General features: G+C 68.5%; 24 protein-coding genes and 1 pseudogene. 12 read left to right on the top strand and 13 right to left on the bottom strand.

All coding sequences use genetic code 11. The features are described 5' to 3' along the window. A pseudogene (locus ACFVVK_RS05150) lies at positions 1-210 on the bottom strand (hypothetical protein); the annotation flags it as partial. 268 nt (positions 211-478) lie between these two features. On the opposite strand from ACFVVK_RS05150, the gene ACFVVK_RS05145 reads away from it, so the two are divergent. Continuing rightward, complete coding sequence (locus tag ACFVVK_RS05145) at positions 479-1,600, top strand: LLM class flavin-dependent oxidoreductase (protein WP_390264331.1); 1,122 nt, start codon at positions 479-481, stop codon at positions 1,598-1,600. Further along, entirely contained in the window at positions 1,600-2,061 is a 462-nt protein-coding gene (locus ACFVVK_RS05140; RefSeq protein WP_390264329.1) for a MarR family winged helix-turn-helix transcriptional regulator, read from the top strand. Before ACFVVK_RS05145 ends, ACFVVK_RS05140 begins: the two co-directional genes overlap by 1 nt. Positions 2,062-2,116: 55 nt before the next feature. On the opposite strand, the gene ACFVVK_RS05135 is transcribed toward ACFVVK_RS05140, so the two are convergent. Beyond that, positions 2,117-2,920, bottom strand: a complete 804-nt coding sequence (locus ACFVVK_RS05135) for a transglutaminase family protein (RefSeq protein ID WP_390264326.1) — start codon at positions 2,918-2,920, stop codon at positions 2,117-2,119. A 73-nt stretch (positions 2,921-2,993) separates the two neighbouring features. Further along, positions 2,994-3,818 carry a hypothetical protein gene (locus ACFVVK_RS05130; RefSeq protein ID WP_390264323.1) on the bottom strand — a complete coding sequence of 275 codons (825 nt, stop codon included), beginning with the start codon at positions 3,816-3,818 and terminating at the stop codon, positions 2,994-2,996. A gap of 103 nt (positions 3,819-3,921) precedes the next feature. On the opposite strand from ACFVVK_RS05130, the gene ACFVVK_RS05125 reads away from it, so the two are divergent. Together ACFVVK_RS05125 and ACFVVK_RS05120 are read left to right on the top strand one after the other, a co-directional pair. Beyond that, entirely contained in the window at positions 3,922-4,596 is a 675-nt protein-coding gene (locus ACFVVK_RS05125) for a DUF1684 domain-containing protein (RefSeq protein ID WP_390264320.1), read from the top strand. Positions 4,597-4,600: 4 nt separating this feature from the next. Continuing rightward, positions 4,601-5,080, top strand: coding sequence for a GtrA family protein (locus tag ACFVVK_RS05120; RefSeq protein WP_390264317.1), 480 nt, complete (start codon positions 4,601-4,603; stop codon positions 5,078-5,080). On the opposite strand, the gene ACFVVK_RS05115 is transcribed toward ACFVVK_RS05120, so the two are convergent. From ACFVVK_RS05115 to ACFVVK_RS05095, 5 genes are read right to left on the bottom strand one after another with little or no spacing between them, the layout of a single operon-like run. Next, the gene (locus ACFVVK_RS05115; RefSeq protein ID WP_390264314.1) at positions 5,077-6,258 is read right to left on the bottom strand and encodes a cysteine desulfurase family protein; all 1,182 of its coding nucleotides are present in this window, start codon (positions 6,256-6,258) and stop codon (positions 5,077-5,079) included. The genes ACFVVK_RS05120 and ACFVVK_RS05115 overlap by 4 nt on opposite strands. Continuing rightward, positions 6,255-7,187, bottom strand: coding sequence for a carboxylating nicotinate-nucleotide diphosphorylase (nadC, locus tag ACFVVK_RS05110; RefSeq protein ID WP_390264311.1), 933 nt, complete (start codon positions 7,185-7,187; stop codon positions 6,255-6,257). Before nadC ends, ACFVVK_RS05115 begins: the two co-directional genes overlap by 4 nt. Positions 7,188-7,189: 2 nt before the next feature. After that, on the bottom strand, positions 7,190-9,001 hold the full coding sequence (locus tag ACFVVK_RS05105; RefSeq protein WP_390264308.1) for an L-aspartate oxidase: 1,812 nt from the start codon (positions 8,999-9,001) through the stop codon (positions 7,190-7,192). Then, positions 8,998-10,305, bottom strand: a complete 1,308-nt coding sequence (gene nadA / locus ACFVVK_RS05100; protein ID WP_390264307.1) for a quinolinate synthase NadA — start codon at positions 10,303-10,305, stop codon at positions 8,998-9,000. Before nadA ends, ACFVVK_RS05105 begins: the two co-directional genes overlap by 4 nt. Beyond that, positions 10,302-10,946 carry an NUDIX domain-containing protein gene (locus tag ACFVVK_RS05095; protein WP_390264305.1) on the bottom strand — a complete coding sequence of 215 codons (645 nt, stop codon included), beginning with the start codon at positions 10,944-10,946 and terminating at the stop codon, positions 10,302-10,304. The genes nadA and ACFVVK_RS05095 overlap by 4 nt, the downstream gene beginning before the upstream one ends. 277 nt (positions 10,947-11,223) lie before the next feature. On the opposite strand from ACFVVK_RS05095, the gene ACFVVK_RS05090 reads away from it, so the two are divergent. Continuing rightward, entirely contained in the window at positions 11,224-11,853 is a 630-nt protein-coding gene (locus tag ACFVVK_RS05090; RefSeq protein ID WP_390264303.1) for a maleylpyruvate isomerase N-terminal domain-containing protein, read from the top strand. Between the two features lie 39 nt (positions 11,854-11,892). Here the strand turns inward: ACFVVK_RS05090 and ACFVVK_RS05085 are convergent, their stop codons facing one another. Next, a complete protein-coding gene (locus tag ACFVVK_RS05085) occupies positions 11,893-12,381 on the bottom strand; it encodes an Lrp/AsnC family transcriptional regulator (RefSeq protein WP_390264300.1) in 489 nt (162 codons plus the stop codon). Positions 12,382-12,567: 186 nt separating this feature from the next. Here ACFVVK_RS05085 and ACFVVK_RS05080 point away from each other — a divergent pair, with 186 nt between their 5' ends. The 6 genes from ACFVVK_RS05080 to ACFVVK_RS05055 all read left to right on the top strand — a co-directional run bounded on the left by ACFVVK_RS05080 (position 12,568) and on the right by ACFVVK_RS05055 (position 18,090). Next, positions 12,568-13,998 carry an amino acid permease gene (locus ACFVVK_RS05080; protein WP_390264297.1) on the top strand — a complete coding sequence of 477 codons (1,431 nt, stop codon included), beginning with the start codon at positions 12,568-12,570 and terminating at the stop codon, positions 13,996-13,998. Positions 13,999-14,125: 127 nt separating this feature from the next. Then, positions 14,126-15,187: a thiamine pyrophosphate-dependent enzyme gene (locus ACFVVK_RS05075; protein WP_390264294.1), complete on the top strand. Its 1,062-nt coding sequence runs from the start codon at positions 14,126-14,128 to the stop codon at positions 15,185-15,187. After that, a complete protein-coding gene (locus ACFVVK_RS05070; protein ID WP_390264291.1) occupies positions 15,180-16,229 on the top strand; it encodes an alpha-ketoacid dehydrogenase subunit beta in 1,050 nt (349 codons plus the stop codon). Before ACFVVK_RS05075 ends, ACFVVK_RS05070 begins: the two co-directional genes overlap by 8 nt. Beyond that, positions 16,222-16,551, top strand: coding sequence for a biotin/lipoyl-containing protein (locus ACFVVK_RS05065; RefSeq protein WP_390264288.1), 330 nt, complete (start codon positions 16,222-16,224; stop codon positions 16,549-16,551). Before ACFVVK_RS05070 ends, ACFVVK_RS05065 begins: the two co-directional genes overlap by 8 nt. Positions 16,552-16,555: 4 nt before the next feature. Continuing rightward, positions 16,556-17,383, top strand: a complete 828-nt coding sequence (locus ACFVVK_RS05060) for an alpha/beta fold hydrolase (RefSeq protein WP_390264285.1) — start codon at positions 16,556-16,558, stop codon at positions 17,381-17,383. 38 nt (positions 17,384-17,421) lie between these two features. Further along, positions 17,422-18,090, top strand: coding sequence for a phosphoribosyltransferase (locus ACFVVK_RS05055; RefSeq protein WP_390264282.1), 669 nt, complete (start codon positions 17,422-17,424; stop codon positions 18,088-18,090). 85 nt (positions 18,091-18,175) lie between these two features. Here ACFVVK_RS05055 and ACFVVK_RS05050 read toward each other — a convergent pair whose 3' ends face one another. The 3 genes from ACFVVK_RS05050 to ACFVVK_RS05040 form a co-directional block, all read right to left on the bottom strand. Beyond that, positions 18,176-19,510, bottom strand: a complete 1,335-nt coding sequence (locus ACFVVK_RS05050; RefSeq protein ID WP_390264279.1) for an MFS transporter — start codon at positions 19,508-19,510, stop codon at positions 18,176-18,178. Between the two features lie 219 nt (positions 19,511-19,729). After that, on the bottom strand, positions 19,730-21,184 hold the full coding sequence (hpaB, locus tag ACFVVK_RS05045) for a 4-hydroxyphenylacetate 3-monooxygenase, oxygenase component (RefSeq protein ID WP_390264276.1): 1,455 nt from the start codon (positions 21,182-21,184) through the stop codon (positions 19,730-19,732). A 63-nt stretch (positions 21,185-21,247) separates the two neighbouring features. Further along, positions 21,248-21,781, bottom strand: a complete 534-nt coding sequence (locus ACFVVK_RS05040) for a flavin reductase family protein (RefSeq protein WP_390264274.1) — start codon at positions 21,779-21,781, stop codon at positions 21,248-21,250. Between the two features lie 195 nt (positions 21,782-21,976). Here ACFVVK_RS05040 and ACFVVK_RS05035 point away from each other — a divergent pair, with 195 nt between their 5' ends. Next, positions 21,977-22,693 carry an IclR family transcriptional regulator gene (locus ACFVVK_RS05035; RefSeq protein ID WP_390264271.1) on the top strand — a complete coding sequence of 239 codons (717 nt, stop codon included), beginning with the start codon at positions 21,977-21,979 and terminating at the stop codon, positions 22,691-22,693. On the opposite strand, the gene ACFVVK_RS05030 is transcribed toward ACFVVK_RS05035, so the two are convergent. After that, positions 22,690-24,129, bottom strand: coding sequence for an MFS transporter (locus ACFVVK_RS05030; RefSeq protein ID WP_390264268.1), 1,440 nt, complete (start codon positions 24,127-24,129; stop codon positions 22,690-22,692). The genes ACFVVK_RS05035 and ACFVVK_RS05030 overlap by 4 nt on opposite strands. Positions 24,130-24,209 lie beyond the last annotated feature (80 nt).

The following is a 24,209-nucleotide window of genomic DNA, read 5'->3' as shown; positions in this document are numbered from 1 at the left end:
GCCCGCCGCACGGTTCCCACCATTGTCATCAGCAATCCGCTGCAACGCCTCCAGATGGCCCACCATGCCCCGGGACCTGAACTCCGCCAGCACCGCCCTCGGATCCACACCACCGGTAGGATTCAGCCGCGAGGCAGTGCAGCCAGAGAGCACAAGACTGATTGCGAGCAAGATGGCTGCGGCCGCAGCCGGTCCGGGACTTTTCATCATGTGGACATCCTCCATACACGAAGATAACGCCCAGACCGTTCCAGAGGAAGACTTTGCCCGGGTGGCAACGGCTCCCGTCCCTCATTGCGGTGGCCTCCGGCTCGCCCCCGCACAGCCTGGGGAATACTCCAACGCGGCGGACTCGGAACCGGGGGCCGGGAATATCCGGTGGCCGTGGATGTTATACCTGCCGATACATGCAAATGCATGTATATCGGAGTATAGTGGAAGCAGTTCCCGGATCAGCCCGGCCACGGAAAGGCACATCATGCAGATCGGCGTCTTTAGCGTCAGCGACATCACCACTGACCCGACTACGGGCAGCACCCCCACGGAGCACGAACGCATCAAGGCGTCCGTCGCGATCGCCAAGAAGGTCGAGGAAATCGGCATGGATGTCTACGCCATCGGCGAGCACCACAACCGGCCTTTCTTCTCCTCCTCCCCTACCACCACTCTGGCCTACATCGCCGCCCAGACGGAGCGCATCATCCTGTCCACGGCCACCACGCTGATCACCACCAATGACCCGGTGAAGATCGCCGAGGACTTCGCCATGCTCCAGCACCTCGCGGACGGCCGCGTTGACCTGGTGCTGGGACGCGGCAACACCGCCCCCGTCTACCCCTGGTTCGGGAAAAACATCCAGGACGGGATCGAGCTTGCGATCGAGAACTACAGCCTGTTGCGCCGCCTCTGGGACGAGGACACGGTGAACTGGTCCGGCAAGCACCGCACGCCGCTGCAGAACTTCACGTCCACGCCGCGCCCGCTCGACGGCGTCGCCCCCTTTGTGTGGCATGGCTCCATCCGCACGCCGCAGATCGCCGAAGTGGCCGCGTACTACGGTGACGGCTTCTTCGCCAACAACATCTTCTGGCCGAAGGAGCACTACCAGCAACTGATCGGCCTCTACCGTGAGCGCTACGAACACTACGGCCACGGCAAGGCAGACCAGGCCATCGTGGGCCTCGGCGGCCAGTTCTTCATGCGGAAAAACTCCCAGGACGCCGTCAAGGAGTTCCGCCCGTACTTCGACAACGCCCCGGTCTACGGCCACGGCCCGTCGCTGGAGGACTTCACCTCCCAGACTCCGCTGACGGTGGGCAGCCCGCAGGAGGTCATCGAAAAGACCCTCACGTTCCGGGAGTACTTCGGCGACTACCAGCGCCAGCTCTTCCTGATCGACCACGCCGGACTGCCGCTGAAGACCGTACTGGAACAGCTCGACCTGTTCGGCGAAGAGGTCCTGCCGGTGCTCCGCAAGGAATACGCGGCCCTCAAGCCCGCGCACGTCCCAGAACCGCCGACACACGCCGGCCGGGTGGCCGCAGCTCTGGCCGCGGGCACCGTGGATGCTGACGCGGCAGAATCCAACCAGGACGCGTGATGCAAGCCAAGACCGCAGAATCACCGGTGCGCTTGGCCGCGGAAACCTGGGAATCCTTGTTCCGTGCCCAGGTGGCCGTGATGCGCCGGCTGCAGGCGGGCCCGGCGTTCAAGAGCCTCGCCTTGAACGAGTACGACGTCCTGTTCACGCTCTCCCGCTGCCCGTCCGGCTGGCTGCGCCTGAACGAGCTCAACGACAACGTCCTCCTGAGCCAGTCCAGCCTGAGCCGTCTGGTGGAGCGGCTCGAAAAGCGCCGCCTCGTCGAACGCACGCAGGCCCCCGACGACGGGCGCGGCGTCCTCATCCGCCTCACTGATGCGGGACGGGACCTGCAGAAGCAGATCGGCAGGGAGCACGTCCGCGACATCGCCGCACTCGTGGGACCTGCACTCTCGGCCGCGGAACAACAGGAACTGCTGCGGCTGACTGAAAAGCTCCGCGCCTCACTCGCCGCGCGCTGAGCGGGCCGACTGGCGGCCGAACAGGTAACACCGGACAGTCGCCCGGCGTTACCTGCTAGCGGATGGTGACGAGCTTCGTCGGGTCTTCCTCCGGCAGCACGTCTACGGTCGCGGTGACAGCCAGTTCTTTCAGGGAAAGGCTGCCACCCACCGTGGACAGGAAGGCGGTGTCCGAGGAATCGCGCCCGGCCGTGATCCGCAGCATGCTTTCCCGCGGTGCCAGGCCGGTGGGGTCGATGATGTGCCAGGCTCCGTTGATGTGCGCCTCCGCCACGGCGTGGAAGTCCATCGGGGACAGCCCCGGGGCATAGACGGCCGCCAGCCGCGCCGGGACGTCCTTGGACCGCAGCAGGGAGATGGCCAAGTGCGCGAAGTCGCGGCAAACCCCGCGGCGGTGCAGCAGCGTTTCGACGGCCCCATCGGTCCCCCGTGAAGATCCGCTGATGTACCGCAGTTCGCTGAAGACCCAGTTGCGGACGGCGTTGAGCAGCTCTTCGCCCTGCAGGCCGCCGAATTCAGCGTAGGAAGTCGGCAGCAGCCGGTCCGACTCCGCGTAGCGGCTGGGCCGGACATAGCGGATGAGTTCCATGAGCCCGGGTTCTTCGGGCAGGGCGAAGCCGGTGACGGTGGCTGAGTATTCAACCAGGACTTCAGTGGGTTCGCCGAATTCCATGTAGTGGAAGCGCCCCCCGTGGTGGTCGGAGAGCTCGGTCACCGGTACGTCGGCGCCGGCCGCGGTCACCGTGAGCGATTCTTCCAGAGAGTCGTACCCGGCGTTCCGGGCCACGGCAACGGCGAGAGCCACCTTGGTCTCGGCAACGGTCTTGAAGGCCAGGCGGGCGGCCACGGTGCGTTCCATTTATCTCCGGGATGTGAAGTGAGGGCAGGGAAAAGTCGCCGTTGACGGCCCGGGGATGTGCGGGGGTGCGGGACTAGTTTTTGATCCTCAGAGACATTAGCATCCGCTGGACGTTGGCGAATTCTGATCCCTTGTCGACGTACTTGGCCGCCTGGTCGAGGGTGTCGAAAGCCTTTGCGGGGGCGACCTTCTGGTCGGGGGCCGGCGGCTTGAGCACCGTCAGGTCCCCGAAGGAATAATCTCCCCTGCCCTGGGGGCCGCGTACGACGTTCTGCAGCGCGCAACCCTTGCCGCCGGCACCACCCACCACGTTGGTGATGCCGTAGGAACCGAAGTATTTGTAGCCCCGGATGACCCTGAACACGACGTGCGGATCAATCGTCCCGGCCCCGTCCCGGTGCGGCAGGTCCACAGGCACGCTGCTGATCACCACGTAGTCTCGTGCGGCGCCGCCCGGGCACGCCGGGGCTGGCCGCGGTGGAAGACCCGTCTGCAGAGTGGCCAGATACGCGCCCTTGGCATCCTTGACGTCGACCTTCAGCGCCCCCGGCAATGTCCCCGGATCCGGAGCGACGGACTGCACGATCCAGTCCTGCGGCACCTCAAAGCTCACCGTCCTGGCCGGATCGCTGAAAACCTTCCAGGCCGATGCCGTCGCACCCGGCGCGGCAGAGACGCTGCCCGACGCCGTCGGACTTTGGGTGGAAGAGCTGCCCGACGGCGTCGGACTCTCCGCAACGCTGCTGCCGGCGGTCCACACCGGCGCCCCCTTGCCGTTGCTGCCGCAGCCCGAGAGCGCAGCCGCTGCCACGGCGAGCGCGATGCCACAGCGCAGCATCACGCCACAGCGCACAACTGTGGCATTGTCCGATTCTCCGAAAGGGGCCGTGCCGGTCATAAGGCCAGCGTAGCGGGGCCCGGCCCCTGGGGGTGAAGGGGGCGGTCCGGCGCCGGAATCCGGGGTTGGCCTTGCGTCCTGGTAAAGCCGATACGCTGGGGGCATGGCCGAACAGCACTTAGACGGAACGCAACTTGGGCAGCAGGGCGACGTTGCAGGCATGTCGGCCCTCGACATCGCGGACTGGCGGCTGCGGACCTTTGCCCTCTACGCCGCCACGCGGAAGATCGCGGCGGACAGCCCCGCCGAGGCCCATTCCTACTGGCGCCATGAACGGGACCGCATGTTCGGCATCCATCCGGCCTCAGCGCTGACAGCCGAGGCAAAGGCCGACTTCAGCGGGCTGAAGACGGCGGACTATGATCCGATCTACCGGTTCCACGTGCCCCTGACGCAGGAGGGTGCCGGGCGGGAGATGAATGTGGAGACGGGAACAGACGGCCTCGTGCGGTTCGTCCGGCTGGGCACGTTCGACCTTCCGGAAATGGGACAGCTCGCTGTCTGGAAACTCCAGGGCTACGGCGGCGGCATCTTTGTCCCGTTCCGCGACGCGACCGCCGGCCAGCCAGGCGGCAGCTACGGCGCGGGGCGATACCTGCTGGACACCATCAAGGGCGCTTTCCACGGCGTGCGCGGCTCGGGACCCACGGCCGAATTCGTCCTGGACTTCAATTTCGCCTACAACCCGTCCTGCGCCTACAACGAAGCCTGGGCATGTCCCCTGGCGGGTCCGGCCAACCGGCTGGCCGTGGACATCCCCGTGGGCGAGCTCTACTGAGCGGATGGAGTCCCAGCTTGAACAGCAGTCGCCCGCCGTCGTCGTCCGGCCGCATGCGCGGCGCCACCGCGGGATCCTCCGGTACCCCGTGGTCCGGCAGCTCATCCGGTTCACGGGCGTGGGTATTGTCTGCACCCTGACATCGCTGGCCTTGTACGCGCTGTCCAGGCCCTGGCTCGGAGCCCAGCCGGCCAACGCGGCGGCCCTGATCCTGACGTCGTTCATGAACACCGCCCTCAACCGGCGCCTGACGTTTAAGATCACCGAACGCCGCCGGATGAAGCGTGACCACCTCAACGGCCTGGCCGTGATCCTGGTGGCGCTCCTGCTCACCGGCGGCAGCCTGGCCATCCTGCACTGGCTCCGGCCCGGGGCCACAGTGGCCGAGGAGCTCTGGACCACCACACTTTCCGGCTTCGCCGCCACTGCCGTGCGCTTCACGATGCTGCGGCACTGGATCTTCCGCCGCGCCCGTCACCGCTAGGAGGTGGCGAGGGCGCGGACGCTGGCGACGGCGGTGCGCACGGCGGCCGCCGCTTCCTGCAGCTGCTCCGCCGTGATGGTCGAGTCGAAGCTGAAGCGCACCGCCGTCTGGGCCACCTCGGGTTCGATGCCCATGGCCAGCAGCACGGGTGAGGGCGCGTCCGAACCTGCCGCGCACGCCGATCCGCTGGAACACACCACGCCCTGGCGCTCGAGTTCCAGCAGCACGGACTCGCCGCTGGTGCCCGGGAAGCAAAAGGATGCCACCGAGGGCAGCCGCTCGGTGGGGTGGCCGGTGAGCACCGCACCCGCAACCCCGGCCAGTACCTCCGCGATGAACCCGTCACGGAGGGCCGCGACGCGCCCGGCAGACTCCCCCGCGGAGCCAACAGGTGCACTGGTGTCCCCGGCCCGGGCGAGCGTCAGCGCCGTGGCCAGCGCCACCGCCCCGGCGACGTTTTCCGTACCCGACCGGCGGCCGCGTTCCTGGCCGCCGCCATGGACCAATGGTTCAATCCGGGTCCTTCCGCGCACGAACAACGCGCCGCTGCCCTTGGGCGCGCCCAGCTTGTGGCCGGAAATGCTCAGCGCGTCCACGCCCAGCGTGCAGGTATCCAGCGGCAGCCAGCCGGCGGCCTGGACGGCGTCGGTGTGGAACGGAATTCCGAGCGCGCGTGCCTGCGCGGCGAGCCGGGCGACGGGCTGGACGGTGCCGACCTCGTTGTTGGCGTACATGATGCTGACCAGCGCCGTCCTGGGACCAAGCACCTCCGCCAAGGCTTCTTCGGTGACCTGCCCGTAGCGGTCCACGGGGATCACATCGACGGCGAAGCCATGGACACGTTCGAGATACCGCGCGGATTCTTCCACGGCGGGATGTTCGACGGCGCTGATCGCCACCCGGTCCAGATGCCGATCGACGGCGCGACGGGCCAGGGCGATGCCCTTGACGGCGAGGTTGTCCGCTTCGGTGCCGCCGGAGGTGAAGACGACCTCCCCGGCCCGGCAGCCCAGGGCCTTCGCCGTCGCGTTCCGGGCCCCGGCGAGGGCCATGGCGGCTGCCTCCCCCAGGCCGTGATGGCTTGACGGGTTGCCGAACTCGCCCGTGAGGTAGGGCCACATGGCCTCCAGCACTTCACGGCGGACCGGGGTGGTGGCTGCGGCGTCGAGGAAGATCATGGTGCCAGCTCAATATCGAGTCCGAGGTCCAGGGCGGTGACGCTGTGGGTGAGGCCGCCGATCGAGATGACGTCCACGCCGGTGGCCGCAATGTCCGCCACGGTGCCGAGATTGACGTTGCCGCTGGCTTCCACCCGGGCCCTGCCGCCCACCAGCCGCACGCCGGCGGCCAGGTCAGCCAGGGAGAAGTTGTCCAGCATGATGGTGTCCACTCCGGCGGCCAGCACCGGTTCGATCTGCTCCATGGTGTCCACTTCCACCTCGAAGTGCGTCGTGTGGCCGAGCTGTGCCTTGGCCTGGCGCAGCACTGCGGTCAGTTTGGCCGGGTCGCCGCCGGTGAGGACGGCCAGGTGGTTGTCCTTGGCCAGGACTGCATCGGAGAGGCTGAAGCGGTGGTTGGCGCCGCCGCCGCAGCGCACGGCGTAGCGTTCGAGCACCCGGAGCCCCGGCGTCGTCTTGCGGGTGTCGGTGATCCGCGCCCTAGTGCCCTCGACGAGCGCCACGAACCCTGCCGTCCTGGTGGCGATGGCACTCATCCGCTGGACCAGGTTCAGTGCCACGCGTTCGGCCAGCAGCACCGCTCGGGCGTTCCCGGTCACCCGGGCCAGTGCGGTTCCGGCGGCAAAGGCCTCGCCGTCGTTGACCAGCAGTTCGACGACGGCGTCCGGGTCGGTGAGTTTCATCGCCGCGGCGAAGACCTCGCCGCCGCTGAACACGCCGGGAACGCGGGCGTTCAGGACAGCCGTCGCGCGGGCCCGCGAGGGAATGAGGGCCTGCGAGGTGATGTCGCCGTATGGGGCGTCTTCCTGCAGCGCCGTGCGGAGCACGGCCAGCACGGCCGCTTCTGGCAGGCTCCCGGCGAGCGCGGCGGCGCGGGCGGGCACGGTTTCGGGGGCGGGCACGGTTTCGGGGGCAGCGGTTGCTGTCATGGCTAAATCCTTTGCATGGAGCGGGCGGTGGCCGGATGCCGGCCGCCGGAGGTCAAGGTTGCGGTGTCTGCGCGGTAGTGGGCGCCGACGGATTCCGTCCGGTTCAGTGCGGCCGCCACCAGGAGGCGGGCCGCAAGGAGCAGGTTCCGGTCCTCGTGGGCGTCCTGGTCCGCTGTGTCCGTCACGCTCTCAGGACGGACGACGGCGGCCCACCGGTCCAGCTGCTCCGCGGCGGCATCAAGATCGACGCCACAGCGCAACACCCCAGCGTGCGCGGTCATCAGCCGTCCGAGAGCAACCCGCGAGAAAACCCCGGGATCAGGCACCGATTTCATCCCAACTTCGGGGGCGGTCCGTGAGGGTCCTTCCGCGGAGGAGTCGCGCAACGGTACTGCGGAAGCGTGCGTCAAGGCGAGGCCGCCCGCGGCCGTGGGCCCACACGATCCGGGTTCCCTGGCCGAGCTTGCGAGGTTAGGGCGATCGTGGGGAGCACGCGGAGCAGTGCCGTGGTGCGGCGCCTCGACTCTGAGGAAATCCTCCACGGCGCGGCGGCCGAAGACCAGTCCCTCCAGCAGCGAGTTGCTCGCCAGTCGGTTTGCCCCCTGGGCACCGGTACGGGCGACCTCGCCGGCCGCGTACAGGCCCGGCACGGATGTGCGGCCCTGCAGGTCGGTGCACACTCCGCCCATCCAGTAGTGGGCCGCCGGCGAGACGGGGATCAGCTCGGCGGTCCAGTCGTAGCCGGCCGCGAGGGTCGCCGCCGTGATGGTCGGGAACCGCCGCTGAAGGAACCCGGCGCCGCGGCCGGTCTCAATGCCGCGGGCGTCCAGGTAGACCGGGCTGTCCGGCGCGGCCCCCGTGGCGGCCAGGTGCAGGGCGATGCTCCGGGAGACGACATCGCGCGGGGCGAGTTCGGCATCCGGATGGTAGTCGGGCATGAAGCGGTACCCAGCGGCGTCCAGCAGCACCGCTCCCTCGCCGCGGACTGCCTCGGAGATGAGCAGTGCCGGCGGCCCGCCCGGAATTTCCTTGGCCGCAAGGGTGGTGGGGTGGAACTGGAAGAACTCCAGGTCGCGCACCTCGGCGCCCGCTCGCCAGGCCAGTGCCAGCCCGTCGGCGGTGGCCACGGAGGGATTGCTGGTCCGGGCAAACAGCCGGCCCGCTCCGCCGGTGGCGAGCAGGACGGCGTCGGCGGCCAGCCGCTGCGGCCGGCCGCCGGCGAGGTAGGCCACTCCGGTGACCCGCGCCGGCGTCGTGCTTCCCGTCGTCGTGCCTTCGGCCTCTGCCGTGAGCAGTTCGGTGACGAACGCGCTGGTTTCCACGCGGAGCCGGCCCTGGCCGGCACGTTCGAGGACTGCGCGTTCCAGGACGGCGGCGACGAGCCCCCGGGCGATGCAGGCGCCCGTGGCGTCCCCGCCGGCGTGCAGGATGCGCGGCGCCGAATGCGCGGCCTCGAGCCCCAGCGCCGGCCCGCCGTCGGGACCCAGGTCGAAGTGCACCCCGTAGCGTGCCAGGCCGGCAATATCCCGGACCGCCTCGGCGCACAGGACGCGCACGGCCTCGGCATCGTTCAGCCCGGCACCCGCGGCGAGGGTGTCGGCGATGTGGGCGGCCACGGAGTCGCCGGGGGCGGCGTCCTCCGGCGCCAGGACGGCGCAGACCCCGCCCTGGGCGTAGAAGGTGTTGCTTTGCTCCAGCGACCCCTTGCTCAGCAGGACCACCTCCACGTTCCGGCCGGCGCCAGGCTCGGATGCGTGCAGGGCGGCGTAGAGCCCCGCGATCCCGCTGCCGACGATGACAAGCCGGGTGGTCACGGCCGCGCCGCCAGCATGCGTTCGAGCGCCACCTTCGCCGTGGCGGCGACGTCGTCCTCAACGGTGATGCGGTTGACCACCTCGCCGCGGACGAGGGCTTCCAGGACCCAGGCCAGGTAGCCGGGGTGGATGCGGTACATCGTGGAGCAGGGGCAGATCACCGGGTCCAGGCAAAAAATCGTGTGCTGCGGATATTCAGCCGCGAGCCGGTTCACCATGTTGATCTCGGTGCCGATCGCAAACGTGGTGGGTTCGGTGGCGGCGGCAATGGCCTTCTTGATGAAATCCGTGGAACCGGCGGAGTCGGCGGCGTCGACCACCTCCATCGGGCATTCCGGGTGCACGATCACGTTGACGCCGGGGAATTCGGCACGTGCCTTGGCGATCTGGCCGACATTGAAGCGCTTGTGGACGGAGCAGAAGCCGTGCCAGAGGATCACGCGGGAGTCCTGCAGCGTCTGTTCTTCGTTGCCGCCGAGGTCCTTGCGCGGGTTCCACATCGGCATCTGCTCCAGCGGGACGCCCATGGCCTTGGCGGTGTTGCGGCCCAGATGCTGGTCCGGGAAGAACAGCACGCGCTGGCCGCGTTCGAACGCCCATTCGAGCACGGTGGCGGCGTTCGAGGACGTGCAGACGATGCCGCCGTGCTCGCCGCAGAACCCCTTCAGCGCGGCCGAGGAGTTCATGTAGGTGACCGGGATGACCGGAACCCGGCCGTCGGCGTCGGGCTCCGTGCCGAAAAGCTCCTCGAGCTGTTCCCAGCACTCGGTGACCGAGTCAATGTCGGCCATGTCCGCCATGGAGCAGCCCGCGGCGAGGTTGGGCAGGACCACGGCCTGGTCCGGCCGGGACAGGATGTCCGCGGTTTCGGCCATGAAGTGCACGCCGCAGAAAATGATGGCCTCGGCGTCGGGACGGGTCAGTGCCGCATTGGCGAGCTGGAAGGAGTCGCCCACGAAGTCCGCGTACTGGATCACCTCATCACGCTGGTAGAAGTGCCCCAGGACGACGGCGCGGTCCCCCAGCGCCGCTTTGGCGGCCCGGATCCGGGCATCAAGCTCGGCGTCGCTGGCCAGCTTGTACTCCTCCGGCAGCTGCCCCTGGCGTGGGGTCGACGCCGGGGCGACGTCGGCGGCGGAAGCGCCGGGGCCGTAGGCGGGCGCTCCCGCGAGGGCCTCGGCAACGTCGAAGTCCCACGGCCCGCGGGCCAACGCGGGGCTGCACGTGTTGGCCGCGGCGCCCCCTGCCGTGGCGGCGGCCTGCTCGCGCGTGATCAGCTGGATTGCCGTGTTGACGCTGCTCATGGTGTGCTCCTGTTGTCTGGGTCAAGGCCGGGGCGGCCGGTAAAACGGTAGAGGCGGGGCGGGCGGTGCTTGCCGCCCTGCAGGTACTGATCGGTTTCTTCGATTTCCGGGGCGGCCTTGATCTGCCGGCGGAAGTTGGCCGGGTCGAGCTCGCGGTCCAGGACAGCCTCGTAGACTTCCCGGACTTGGGCGAGGGTGAAGTATTCGCCGAGCAGGTGGTACGCGATGGATCCGTAGGCCATCTTGTTGCGCAGCCGCCAGAGGGCGTAGTCGACGATCGTGCTGTGGTCGAAGGCGAGCTCGCCGAGCCGGTCCGCGCGGAACCAGCGCACATTCTCCGATTCGTCCGCGAGCGCGGCTTCCGTGGGCTGAACCAGCGCCCAGTACACGATCGAGACGACCCGCTGGCTGGGTGAGCGGTGCAGCCCGCCGAAGGCGTAGAGCTGCTCGAGGTACTCCGGGGCCAGACCCGTGGTCTCGCGCAGATTCCGGGAGGCGGCGTCCTGCAGGGACTCGGAGTGCGTAAGCGGTCCGCCGGGCAGGGCCCAGAGACCCTTGAACGGCTCGCGGATCCGGCGCACCAGCGGAATCCACAGCGTCGGGCGGCCGGACCGCTCGCTGGGACGCAGTGCAAAGATCACAGTCGAGATGGCCAGCGACGGAGGCGCAAGCTGGCGCTCCGAGACGTTGGCAGCGGTGGTATAGACGGGGACCCACCTACTTTCTGAGGTTCCGGGCGGGTCCTGTGACGGGAGGCCCGGACAGCTCCGGCCGACCGCCGGATGAGTTATGGTCATCTTGACCAAAACTAATGATACGGCCGCGGCCCCCGGGCGCAAAATGTTTCAGGTCACACACCGGATCTGGTGTGCGGACCGTCCTTGTGCGCCGCCGCCGGCAACGGTATAAATCGGCGCTATGGACATCAACCCTGTGGACGCAGAAGCAGTCAGGGCCTGTTACGCGGGAGCGGCCCAGGCATTCATGGAGCTCTCCGGCCGCGTGCCGCCTCAGGCCTGGACGCGGCAGGCGCTCGGCGAATGGGATGTCCGGGCACTGACCGGCCACACGAGCCGCGCCCTGACAACCGTGGAGGCCTACCTCGGCTCCCCCGCCACCGGGGAGCTGGTGCCGGGCCCGGTGGAATACTTCCTGACCGTCCGTGGTGCCACCTCGCCGGACGCGATCGCGCAGCGTGGCAGGGAAACCGGCGAAGCCTTGGGTGAGGACCCGGCCGCAGCCGTCCGGGAAGTCGTCCAACGCGTCACTGCCCTCGTCAGGAACACGCCAGACGACGCCTTGGTGGCCACTCCCGCCGGCGCCATGACGCTCATCGACTACCTCCCGACCCGCACCTTCGAGCTGGCCGTGCACACCATGGACTTGGCGCGGGCCGTGGGGCTACCGCCGCCCGCCTCCTTGACTCCGGCGCTTGCTGCGTCCCTGGAGCTCGCCGGAGCCATCGGCTCACGGCTGCCGTCGGCCGGCGAATTGCTGCTCCTGCTCACCGGCCGGACCGGCTTGCCCGAAAACCTGAGCGTTCTCTAGCCCGCCGGTCGGTCTCAGATCGGCTAGCCGGCCCCGCGCTCACCGGACCGGCCTGTCACTTGCTGCGGCGGCGGCTTCCAGGAGGGGCAGGGTGCGGCCCTGGAAGTGGGTATTGAGCACGATCACCGACGAGGACCGCAGCACGGTACGGGTGGCGATCATGGCATCCAATACGCGCTGCAGGTCCGGGTTGGAGCGGGCGGCTATGCGGGCCATCAGGTCCGAACTGCCTGAGACGGTGTGGATCTCGATCAGTTCCGGGATCTCGGCGAGGGCCTCGACGACGGCGTCGTGCCCCAAGTCCTGATTGATGGTCAGGGAACAAAACGCCACCACCGGGAAGCCGAACTGTGCCGGGTCAGGCTGCGGCACCCACGACCCGATCACGCCGGAGTTCTGCATCCGGTCCAGGCGCGACTGCACGGTGGCCCGGGCGACTTTCAGCACCCGGGAGGCCTCCAGGACCGACGCCCTTGGCGAATCCGTGAAGAATCGGACAATTTTGGCGTCCAGCGGATCAACGTCCATGGATTTTCCCTTCCCATACGTCCAGGGCCAGACAAACCGCTGCCGTAGCCGGATTTTAGTAAGCAAACTGCCACCATGCTCTCACGGCCGCGGCACCCAGGTGGCCGGTAGAGCACGGCCGAAGACGGTAAATTCAATAGGTCCCACAAGGACGCCCAAATCCAAACCACACGAAGGTTCGCCAGCATGACAACGAAGTCCACAGCGAAGTCACCCACCGCGTTCCCGGGGCAGGCCGATGCCCTGGCCCAAGCCCCCAGCCCGGCAGCACCCCCGGCCTTGGGGCACAGCATGAAACCCCGCCAGCTGACCATGATGGGGCTGGGCAGCGCGATCGGCGCCGGCCTGTTCCTCGGCTCCGGGGCCGGAATCCAGGCGGCCGGGCCGGCCGTGCTGGTCTCCTATCTTGTCGCCGGAACACTGATCATCCTGGTCATGTGGGCGCTTGGCGAGATGGCCGCGGCCAACCCCAGCAGCGGCGCGTTCTCCGTCTTCGCGGAAAAGGCCATGGGCCGGACCGCGGGCGCGACCGTCGGCTGGCTCTGGTGGCTGCAGCTCGTGGTGGTCATCGCGGCCGAGGCCCTGGGGGCGGCCGCGCTCCTGTTCACCGTATGGCCTGCGGTCCCCGTCTGGGCGCTGTCGCTGATCTTCATGGCCCTGTTCACGGCGGTCAACCTGGCCGGGGTGAAAAACTTTGGCGAGTTCGAGTTCTGGTTCGCCGTCCTCAAGGTGGTTGCCATCCTGCTGTTCCTGGCCGTCGGCGCGGCCCTGCTGCTGGGCTGGCTGCCGGACGTACCGTCCCCCGGGCTCAGCAACTTCACCTCCGATTTCGCCCCGGCGGGCCTCGGCGGCATCGCCACCGCACTGTTCGTCGTGATCTTCGCCTTCGGCGGCACGGAGATTGTCAGCGTCGCCGCCGCCGAGACGGAGAACCCTGAGCGCAGCGTCGGCCAGGCGATCCGCACCGTGGTGTGGCGGATCCTCGTGTTCTACATCGGCTCGGTGTTCGTCATCGCCGCCGTCCTGCCGGCAACCTCGGACGCGCTCAAGTCCCCCTTCGCCGGCGTCCTGGACGCCGCCCGGATTCCGGGCGCCGGCGCCGCGATCACACTGGTCGCCGTCGTCGCACTGCTGTCCGCCCTGAACGCCAATCTCTACGGCGCATCCCGCATGGTGTACTCGCTCTCCGAGCGCGGCGAGGCCCCGCGGTTCCTCTCGAAGCTCAGCAAAGCGCGGGTCCCGGTGGTGGCCGTCAGCGTCTCCGTCGCCTTCGGCTTCCTGGCCGCGGTGCTGGAGCTGCTCTTCCCGGACCAGATCCTGCCGGCCCTGTTCCAGCTTGTCGGCTCCACCTGCCTTGTGGTGTGGGGTTCGGCCCTCGTGTCGCAGCTGATCCTGCGCCGCCGGGCCGACCGCGACGGCACGCCTTTGCCGCTGCGGATGAAGGGCTTCCCCGGACTGACGGTCTTCGGCCTGGTGCTCCTGGCGCTGATCTTCGCTGTCGGCTTTAGCAGCCCGGACAGCAGCAAGCAGCTGTTCAGCACCCTGGCGCTCGTGGCCGGGATCGCCGCGGCGTGCTGGATCGGGGCACGGATCGCCGGCAGCCGCCAGCCCAGATAGCCCCCCCAACCCCGGGGGTGTACAACTTGTCACCCACGACGCCGGCAGGGCGAGCAGCTTTGCGCAGATTGGCCAGAGATTCCTAGGCTGATTGCCCACCACGGGGCCGGTGACTAGGGTCACAGGCATGGACACACTTTCCCTTGTGGCAGCCGACGACGCCGCCGCGCCCCTGACCGCCGACGAGCTTCGCGAGCTCTATTCGCTGATGGTGGCCGTGAGGCACCTCGACACCTCGGCGATCGCCTGGCAGCGGCAGGGCATCATTCCCGGGTACGCCCCCGAACTCGGCCAGGAAGCTGCCCAGGTGGGCAGCGGCTATGCCGTGGACACCACCCGTGACTTCGTCTTCCCCACTTACCGCGAGATGGGCGTCGCGCGGACCATGGGGGTGGACATGGTGGCGTACATGTCCACCCACAAGGCAACCTGGCACGGCGGCCTCTACGACCCGGTGCAGTCCCGGCTCGCGCCGATCCAGGCCGTCGTCGCCGGCTCGGTCCTGCACGCCGTGGGCTGGGCCCACGGCCAGACGCTGTCCGCCAGCGCCGGGACCAACACCACCGGCAAGCTCGGAGTCGCCCTGACGTACTTCGGTGACGGCGCATCCTCCCAGGGCGATGTCCATGAGGCTTTGAATTTCGCCGCCGTGATGAAGGCGCCGGTGGTGTTCTTCAGCCAGAACAACGGTTGGGCAATCTCCGTGCCGACCGAGCGCCAGGTGGCCGGCGGTTCCGTCGCCGCTCGCGCCGCGGGCTACGGCATCCCGGCGCTGCGGATCGACGGCGACGATGTCGTCGCCGTCGTCGAAGCGACCCGCCGCGCCTTCGCGCACGCCCGGGCCGGGAACGGCCCGGTGCTGATCGAGGCCATGACCTACCGACGCGGCCCGCACTCCACCTCCGACGATCCGGGCCGCTACCGCTCCCTGGACGAGGAGCGCGACGGCGCCGGCGCCGATCCGCTCGAGCGGTTCCGGCAGCGGCTGCTCGCCGACGGCGTCGCGGACGAGGCCTTCTTTGCCGGGGCCCTGGCCGCCGCCAAGGCCGAGGAGGAGCTGATCCGCAGCGGGATCGAGGCCCTCGCCCCCCGGCCCGGAACCGAAATGTTTGACCTGGTCTTCCAGGAAACCACCCCTGCCCTGCAGGCCCAGGCCGCCAACTGGCGCGAGGAGTCCGAACATGTCTAACTCGATTCTCGAAGGCGGGAGCACCGTGGGCACCGTCGATCCGGCTGAAACCACCGTGCTGTCGATGCAGCAGGCGCTCAACCGCGCCCTTGACGAGGTCCTGGCGGAGAACCCGAAGACACTGATCTTCGGCGAGGACTGCGGGCGGCTGGGCGGCGTTTTCAGGATTACGGACGGGCTGCAGGCCAAGCACGGCGCCCAGCGCGTCTTTGACACCCCGCTGGCGGAATCCGGCATCCTCGGCATGTCCGTCGGCCTGGCCATGGCCGGCTTCCATCCCATCCCGGAGGTCCAGTTCGACGGCTTCGCCTACCCCGCCATCAACCAGATCGTCTGCCAGATCGCCCGGATGAACTACCGCAGCCGGGGCACCCTGCCGATGCCGATCACACTGCGGGTCCCCAGCTTCGGCGGCATCCGCGCCCCTGAACACCATGGCGAAAGCCTTGAGGCGCTCTTCGCCCACGTACCGGGCTTGAAGGTGGTGTCGCCGTCGAACCCCCACGAGGCCTACCACCTGCTCAAGTACGCCGCGACGCGTCCGGACCCGGTGATCTTTATGGAACCGAAGTCCCGGTACTGGCAAAAGGGTGAGGTGGACCCGGCCAGGCACGAGGCAGACGGCGGCGTGTCCACCGGCGCCAAAATTGTGCGCGCGGGCCGCCACGTCACGCTCGTCGCCTGGGGCGCTATGGTGTCGCGGTGCCTGCAGGTGGCGGAGCTCGCGGCGGAGGACGGCATTGACGTCGAAGTCCTTGATTTGCGCTGGCTCAAGCCCATCGATGCCGCAGCGCTGGCCGCCTCCGTAAGCAGGACGCGCCGCGCCGTCGTCGTCCATGAGGCCCCACTGACCTCCGGTCTCGGCGCAGAGGTGGCGCAGCTGATCACGCAGCACTGCTTCGACACGCTCAAGGCTCCGGTGGAGCGCGTCACCGGCTTCGACGTGCCGTATCCCTCCGGCGACCTGGAGGACGAATACATCCCGAACATTGACCGGATCCTCTTCGGCATCCAGCGAGTATTGGAGTACAAACGTGGCTGAAATTTCCTTCCCGCTGCCGGATCTTGGCGAAGGGCTCATCGAGGCAACCGTGCTGGAATGGCTGGTCTCCCCCGGCGACCAGGTGGAGCGCAACCAGCCGCTTGTGGAGGTCGAGACCACCAAATCGGCCGTTGAATTGCCCAGCCCGCAGGCAGGTAAGGTAGTGCGTATCCACGGCGGGCCCGGTGACAAGATCAATGTCGGCGAGCCCCTGATTGTGTTCGAGGTGCCGGACAACACCGCCGGCATCGTGGGCACGGTCCCGGCGGAAGAGGCACCGAAGCGCCGGGTCCGCCTGAGCGCCGTACTTGATGAGGACTGACACCATGAGCGGCAGACACACCGGCCAGCAGCACTCCCACACCGTGGAGGGCACCGACCCCCAGCTCCACATGGAGGTGCACGAGCCCAAGAACGACGCCGGGCTGCGCCCCGTCCTGCTGCTGCACGGTTTCTCCTCATCGGCCAAGCTCAACTGGGAGGACACCGGCTGGCTGGCCGCCCTCCTGGAGGCCGGCCGGCGCGTCATCACCGTGGACCTGCCCGGCCACGGCCGCAGCGGCGCCCCCGAGGACATGGATTCCTACTCCCCCAGCCGGATCCGGGCGGACCTGCTCCAGATCGCGTTCGACGCCGGCGCCAGGCCGCTGCGCGACGGCGACCCCACCAGCGGGCTGGACGTCATCGGCTACTCACTGGGTTCCCGGCTCGCCTGGGAGTTCGGCGCCACCCAGCATGAACTCGTCCACCGACTGGTCCTGGGCGGGCCGAACACCGCCGATCCGCTGGCTGAATTCGACCTGCTGGCCGCCCAGCGCTACCTCGCCGACGGCACCCCCATCGCCGACGAGTCCACGGCCGGGCTGTTGAAAATGGCCCAGTTGCTGCCCAGCAACAACATCTTCGCGTTGCTGTCCCTCGTTGAGGCCATCAAGGGCGAACCGTTCGACCCCGCCGAGGCCGTTCCGCACGTGCCGATGCTGCTCGTGGCCGGGGAAAACGATGAGCGGTCCACGTCCCTGCCGGACCTCGCGGCCATCGGCAGCAAGGCCGGCGCGATGGTGGAGCAGCTCGTCCTGCCCGGCCGCAACCACACCAACGCCATCACGAGCCGGGCGTTCAAGCAGGGGGCCATCAGCTTCCTCGGCGTCTGAGCTGCGGCTTCCGGGCGCCGGGCGCGGGAAGAAGAACCATGGGCACACGCTTTCAAGACCGCGAGCAGGCCGGCCGGCAGCTCGCCGGTCTCCTCTCCCGGTTCCGCGACCGGCCGGATACCCTGATCCTGGGGCTGGCCCGTGGCGGCGTCCCCGTGGCCGCCGCGCTCGCGTCCGAGCTCGGATTGCCCGCAGGCGTCCTGGCCGTGCGCAAACTCGGCATCCCGGGGCACGCGGAAATCGCCTTCGGCGCCCTGGCCTGGTCAGGTGGACAGCCCGGCGGACAGGTGGTGCGGATCGTCAACCGTTCGCTCGTGAACCGGCTGCTGGCCCTGGGCCTGACCCAGTCATCCTTTGACGAGGTTGAACGGCGGGAACGCGCCGAGCTGGAACGCCGCGCGGCCCGCTATCCGCAGCCCGCCCACGACCTCGGCGGCAAGACCGTTATTCTGGCCGACGACGGCCTCGCCACCGGGGCGAGCATGCGGGCCGCGGTCGAGTCCGTTCGCGGAGCAGGCGCGGCCCGCGTCGTCGTCGCTATCCCGGTGGCCTCCATGACGGCCCAGGCATCGCTGGAGCCTCTCACCGAGGCTGTCCTTAGCCTCCACACTCCCGGCCAGTTCCACGCCGTCGGAAGCTACTACCAGGTGTTTGAGCAGCTGGAGGACGACGACGTCGTGCGGCTGCTGCCCGGCGCGACCGGCTAGGCAAAAAACAACGCGGGGTCACTCGCGGCCCATCGGGAGGTCCCGGATGGGCGCGCGAAGCGACCCCGCGCTGGTTGGGTCTGGGTCAGTGGTGGGCGCTGACGCCCAGCGGCCGGCCGCGGGTTTCCTTGGCCAGGATGACGCCCACGGCGGAGATGACGGACAGGATCATGATGTAGATGCCGATGGAGCCGGTCCAATGGGTGCTCTGCAGGAGTGCCTCGGCGATCGTGGCCGCGAAGGCGCCGCCCAGGATGGCGCCGAAGGCGTACCCGATCGAGATGCCGGAGTAGCGGACCTTGGCGGGGAACATCTCGGCGTACATGGCGGACATGGGGCCGTAGGAAAGGCCCAGGCCGATCGTGAGGACGAACAGCGCCACCCCGTAAAGCACAATGTCCTTGGTGTCGATGAGCGCGAACATCGGGATCATCCAGGCGAACACAATCGCGTAGCCGATCAGGAACGTCTTCACGCGGCCGATCTTGTCCGAGAGCCAGCCGCCGACCAGCGTGAAGACCAGCCAGCCGAAGGACGCCAGTGTGGTGGCCAGCAGGATCTGCGGAGTGGGCATCTTCAGTGTCTTGGTGGCATAGGAGATGAAGAAGGCGATCAGCAGGTAACCGGCGGCGTTGTTGCCGATGAAGATCAGCGTGGAGTAGAGCACGGCCTTCTTGTGCTTGCGGAGCAGTTCGCTCAGCGGCGCCTTGCTCTCCTCCTTGCGGGCGGTCATCTCCTTGAAGACCGGGCTTTCGCCCACGGCCCGGCGGATAAGGTAGCCCACCACGATCAGGACGATGGACAGGAGGAACGGCACCCGCCAGCCCCAGGCCGCGAAGTCCTCCTTGGACATCGACGTGTTCAGCATGAACAGCAGGCCGGTGGCCAGGATCATCCCCACCGGCACACCGATCTGCGGGTAGGCGCCGAACAGGCCGCGCTTGGTCAGCGGAGCGTGCTCGACGGCCATCAGTGCGGCGCCGCCCCACTCGCCGCCGGCGGAGAAGCCCTGGATGACGCGCAGGGTGATGAGCAGGATCGGGGCCAGGACGCCGATCTGCGCGTACGTGGGCAGCACGCCGATGAGGGCTGTGGCCGTGCCCATCATGATCAGCGTGAAGACCAGCATGGCCTTGCGTCCGAGGCGGTCGCCCAGGTGGCCGGCAATGATCGCGCCGAGGGGGCGGAACAGGAAGCTGATGCCGATGAGGGCGAAGGAGAGGATCTGTGCCAGGCCGGGGTTGGACTCATTCAGCGGCGCCAGGAACAGCGGCGACAGCAGCGTCGCCGTCAGCTGGGCAAAAATGAAGAAGTCGTACCACTCGATGGTGGTGCCGACAAGCGTTCCGGCGAGGACCTTGCGTTCCTCTTGTTTGCTGCTGGGGCCCGCAGGGGAATCTACGGCTGAAGTTGCGGTCATTGGAACTCCGTTGCTGGGGGCTGATGCTGCCCGAAGTGGATGCGAAGTGACTAACTGACGCCTCTCGAGTACCGGCCTCGGGAGTGCCTGCCTCTTGAGTACCTGTCCCTTATTTGGCCGTTGCTGCTGCGGAGCGGCCGAATTACCGATCGAACGGTCAGTTAGTAGACAGGATTCTACTATGGAAAATGTGATGATGCGCACATTGGTGTGCGCGGGTCAGTCCGGGCGGCCCAGAAACGCGCGGATCCTGGCCCGGACCGGTTCGCGGTCGTAGGTGTTCACGAGGGCGCCGGCCATGCGGACGGGGTCCCCGAAGAAGAAGTACTCGTAGAGCGACTGCCGTCCGGAGAACCCGGAAATCGAGGCATCGAAGGCGAGCTTGAACAGCCGGACGCGTTCGGGCCCCGTCAAAGTCTTGCCCTGCAGGTACATCTCGATGTCCGCCCGTGCAGCGCCGTTGACGTCCGCCTCGCCCGGAAGCGCCATGAGGCCCGACGCCGAGAACTTCCGGATGATCTGCGGGAAGCGCTGGGCAACCTTGGGGTACCAGTTGCGGGCGGCATTCAGGGTGGACCATTTCGGCAGCATGACCCCGGCGTCGTTGAGCGCGGCGTCGGCCTCGGAGGCGCGGACCAGCGCCTTGCCGATCTCGACGTCGATAATCAGCTCGGCGATGTCCTCCTGGATGTGCTGGAACCCGTCGATGCCGATCGAGTCGGCAAGTTCCGAGGCCAGGCCCAGGAAGAACTCGCTCTTGGCGATGGTGCGGGTGACCACCTGGTGGGTCATGAGCGCCCCGGCGCCGGTCTCGGCATAGAAGGCGTTGCACAGTTGCGGGTGCCCGAGCATGAAGATGCGCTCGTTGGGCACAAACACGTGGTCAAAGACCGCGACGGCGTCCATCTCCTCATAGCGGGAGGCCAGCGGTTCGTCGTGGGTGCTGCCGCCGTTGTAGAGCGAGCTTCGGCAGAGGTAGCGCAGGCCCGGGGCATCGTTCGGAATGGCGAAGGCGTAGGAGTAGGGTGCATCCTCCGGGGCTCCCCGGAGCACTGTGGACGGGAAGACCAGGAGCTCGTCGGCGATCGGGGCGATGGTGGCGAGCATGCGCGCGCCGTGGACGACGATCCCGCCTTCGCGTTCCTCCACAATGCGGGCCGAAAGCTGGCCGCCGAGCTGCTCCGAGCCGGAAACGGAGCGGTTCACCTGCGGCGGGATGAGGGTATGCGTGGCCAGGACATCATTTTCCCGGGCCCACTCGTAATAGTTGCGGATGTTCTCGCCGAAGCCCGGATCCGCCTGCGAGAACCACTTTCCGGCCGTGCCGAGCGCCGTGAGCGCGGAATTCATGTAATCGCCGGAGCGCCCAAGGAAGCCGTTGGAGGACTCGGCCCAGGTGGAGATGGCGCGGCGGCGGCGCTGCAGGTCCTCGACCGTCTTCGGCACCAGGAACGAGGCATTCACCAACTCGCCGGTGCTCGGCGACGCGTAGGTCAGCGCCTCCTGGTATTTCGGATCATGCTGCATGTCAAAAAGCTGGGCGTAGGAGCGGGCCACGTTGCGGAAGGCGGGGTGTTCGGCGATCTTCTCGCTGACCACCTCACCGTCGATCACCACATGGGGGCTCATGGCGTTGAGCTTTTCCAGGTACTGCTGTCCGGTACGGATACCCATTTCCCTCTCCAGTCGTCGTCGAACTGAGTTGCCTTGATGAGTTGCCTTGAAAGTGGTGTGGGGCTAGAGCAGGTCTTCCATGCCCAGCTGGCTTTCCGGGATCGTGGTGAAAAGGCCGTTGGCGAACGCCAGGGCGTCGCCGTTGCGGTAGTTGAAGTCCGCCACCTCGCCGATGTAGAGGGTGTGATCGCCGCCGTCGTACGCCGCCCAGGGCTTGCATTCGAAATAGGCAAGCACGTTGGAGAGCCGCGGCGCGGTGCCTCCTTCCACCCAGGGTGGCTCGGGGCCCGGGCGGCCTGCGAAGTGCATGGCGAGGTACCGCTGCTCGGCACCGAGGATGTTCACCGTGAACGGCCGGCCGGCGAGTTCATCGTGGGCCTTGGCGGTGCGGGCGATGCTGACCAGCACCAGCGGGGGCTCCATCGACACCGACGTGAACGAGTTCACGGTGATGCCGTGGCGCTTGGTCGCCCCGTCGAAGGTGACGATCGCGACGCCGGTGGCAAACCGGCCGAGGCTGCCCCGGAAGTGGGTGGCCCGCGGGGCGGACAGCCGGCCCGGGACGCCTCCGGCGTGGTTGCGCGGCGTGGCAATCATCGGTGATCCCTTGCGTTCAGTGGCGGTGTTCTTCGGGCCTTCCCGGGGCTGCGCTCTCCCGGGCCTGTGCTTTCCAATAGTCGTGTTCTATAATCGAACACGTAATTCCTATACAGAACGCTAGCGGACCATGATTCGGAGCACAAGAGCCGACCGGCGCCCGGCTTCCAGCGACCCCGCCCTAGGATGGACCCCATGACCCCGAACGCCGGCACGGCTCAGGCTTCCCCGTCCCAGACGCTCTCCCGCGGCATCAGGGCCCTGGAGATCCTCGCAGAAGCCCAGCAGCCGCTGACCATCGCTGAACTCGCCGACGCCATGGGCGTCCACCGCTCCGTGGCCTACCGTATTCTGCGCACGCTGGAGGATCACTCCCTGCTGGTGCGCGACGACGGCGGCCGCGTCCAGCCCGGCCCAGGCCTCGCCGTCCTGGCGCGCGGGGTTTCGCGCAACCTGCAGTCCGCCGCCCTGCCCGAACTGACCCAGCTGGCCAACTCCCTGACCATGAGCGCCTTCGTGGCGGTCTGGGACCGGGAGGAGTGCGTGACGCTGGTGACGGTGGACCCGCGGCACAGCGGCGCCGCCGTCGTGCAGCATCCCGGGTCGCGGCATCCGATCAGCGCCGGCGCGCCGGGCATCGCGATCCAGTCCGCGTTCACCGAAGAGCAGTGGGGGGCGCTGGTCCCGGGCATTCCGTACCGTGCCGAGGCCGCCGAGGCCCGGCGGCTCGGCTATGCCGCGAGCCATGACGAGGTCATCGCCGGCGTGTCCTCGGTCGCGGTGCCGCTGCACGTGCCGGGCGGCCGGCCCGCCGCCCTCGCCGTCGTCTACATCCGCGCTGCGCAGGATCCCGGGGAGGTTGCCGCCTCCCTCACTGCGTCCGCCCGGCGCATCGAGGCGCAGCTGGGCTAAGTTCCCGCGCGTTGCCGGAGCACGAGGGCGGCGGCCGTTCCCAGCAGGAACAGCGCGGTGGCCGCGCACACTGGCACCAGGAATGCGGTCGAATACCCGAAGTTCTGGGCAAGCTGCCCGGCGATGGAGGCGCCGAGTGCGGTGCCGGCCACGATGCCGCTGGCCAGGGCCGTCATGACCGTGCCGAGCCTTCCGGCGGGCGCCACGAGGCCGCCGATGGCGAAGATCGTGACCATGAGCGGGCCGACCGGGAGGCCCAGGACCAGCAGGACCAGGATCATGGGCAGCGCCGTCGACGGCCAGAGCAGGAGTGCGGCGAATCCGGCCATGAGGGCCGCGCAGGCCATCCAGCGGGCGTTCACCGCGAACCGCCGCGGCCAGTACGCGACCGAGAGTGCCGCGGCCGCCGAGCTCAGTCCCATGACGGCGTAGAGCAGCCCCGCGAGCTCGGACGTGGCGAAGCTGGCGGAAAAGGAACTCAGGGATGTCTGGGTGGACCCGAAGAAGGTGCCCATGCAGACCATGGCCAGCACGGGAAGCGCGACGGCGGCCAGGGTCCGGGCGCGCTGTGCCGCCGTGCGGGCGCCCCGGTGCCGGTTCGCCGCCGGCCCGGCTGCCATCGTCGCTGCCGGGCCGGTTTCCTGGCTCGGCAGCGTACGGGGCACCGCGCGGTGCGTGGGATGGACGGCGAAGGCGGGCACGAAGATGATGGTCAGCGCCGCGGCCAGGGCCAGGGGCAGCCACGGCGCCAGCAGGCTGGCGATAGCCCCGACGAGGGCGGGCCCGAGCACGAACGTGAGCTCGTCCGCGGTGCTCTCATACGACAGGGCCGTGTCCAAGTCTGCGGAATCTGCACCCGCCCCGCGCCCGGCGCCGGATGTCCGGGATGTCAATGCCATCCAGCGGACCCGGGCCAGCGGCCCGACCTGCGGGCAGCTGGCCCCGGCAACGAAAGCCGCCGCGAGAACCGGTACGGCGGCGGCAACGTCCTGCACGCCGGGTATCAGGTGCGCCGCGAGAATCAGGGCCACGATAGCCACGGCGTTGGCGGTGGCGGATACCAGCAGCACTCCGCGCTGGCCAAGCCGGTCCGCGACGACGCCCAGGACGGGAGCACCCAGCGCGGAACCGATACCGACGGCACCGGCCGCGGCGCCACCCACGGCATAAGAGCCGGAGACGGCGGTGACGAGTGTGAGGGCTCCGACGGTGAGCATGGCCAGCGGAAGGCGGGCGACGAGCCCTAAGGGGATGAAGCCTCGGCCGGCAAGCAGCGGCAACCGTGCTAAACGGCCGCCTTTTCCGGGCACGCGGGCAGGGGGCGCGGCCGGTGTTTCGGCTGGTGCCGGCGCGGGCCGGGTGCGCGCCGGAGTGGCTGCGTCAGGGGAAGTTGTCGCGTCGAGGGAGGACGCCAGAGAAGACGGTGAAAGGTTCATGGTTTCCGGGTTCGCTCAATGGTGCGCATCGTCCCTCCTCCCGATGCGCGCGACCCGGTAACAGCTCCATGTTACCGGGT

Origin of the sequence: Arthrobacter sp. NPDC058192, assembly GCF_042883665.1 — a bacterium.
Classification (GTDB): domain Bacteria; phylum Actinomycetota; class Actinomycetes; order Actinomycetales; family Micrococcaceae; genus Arthrobacter.
Note: the sequence above shows the minus strand (reverse complement) of the source record. Positions and strands in the feature narration are given on the sequence as shown.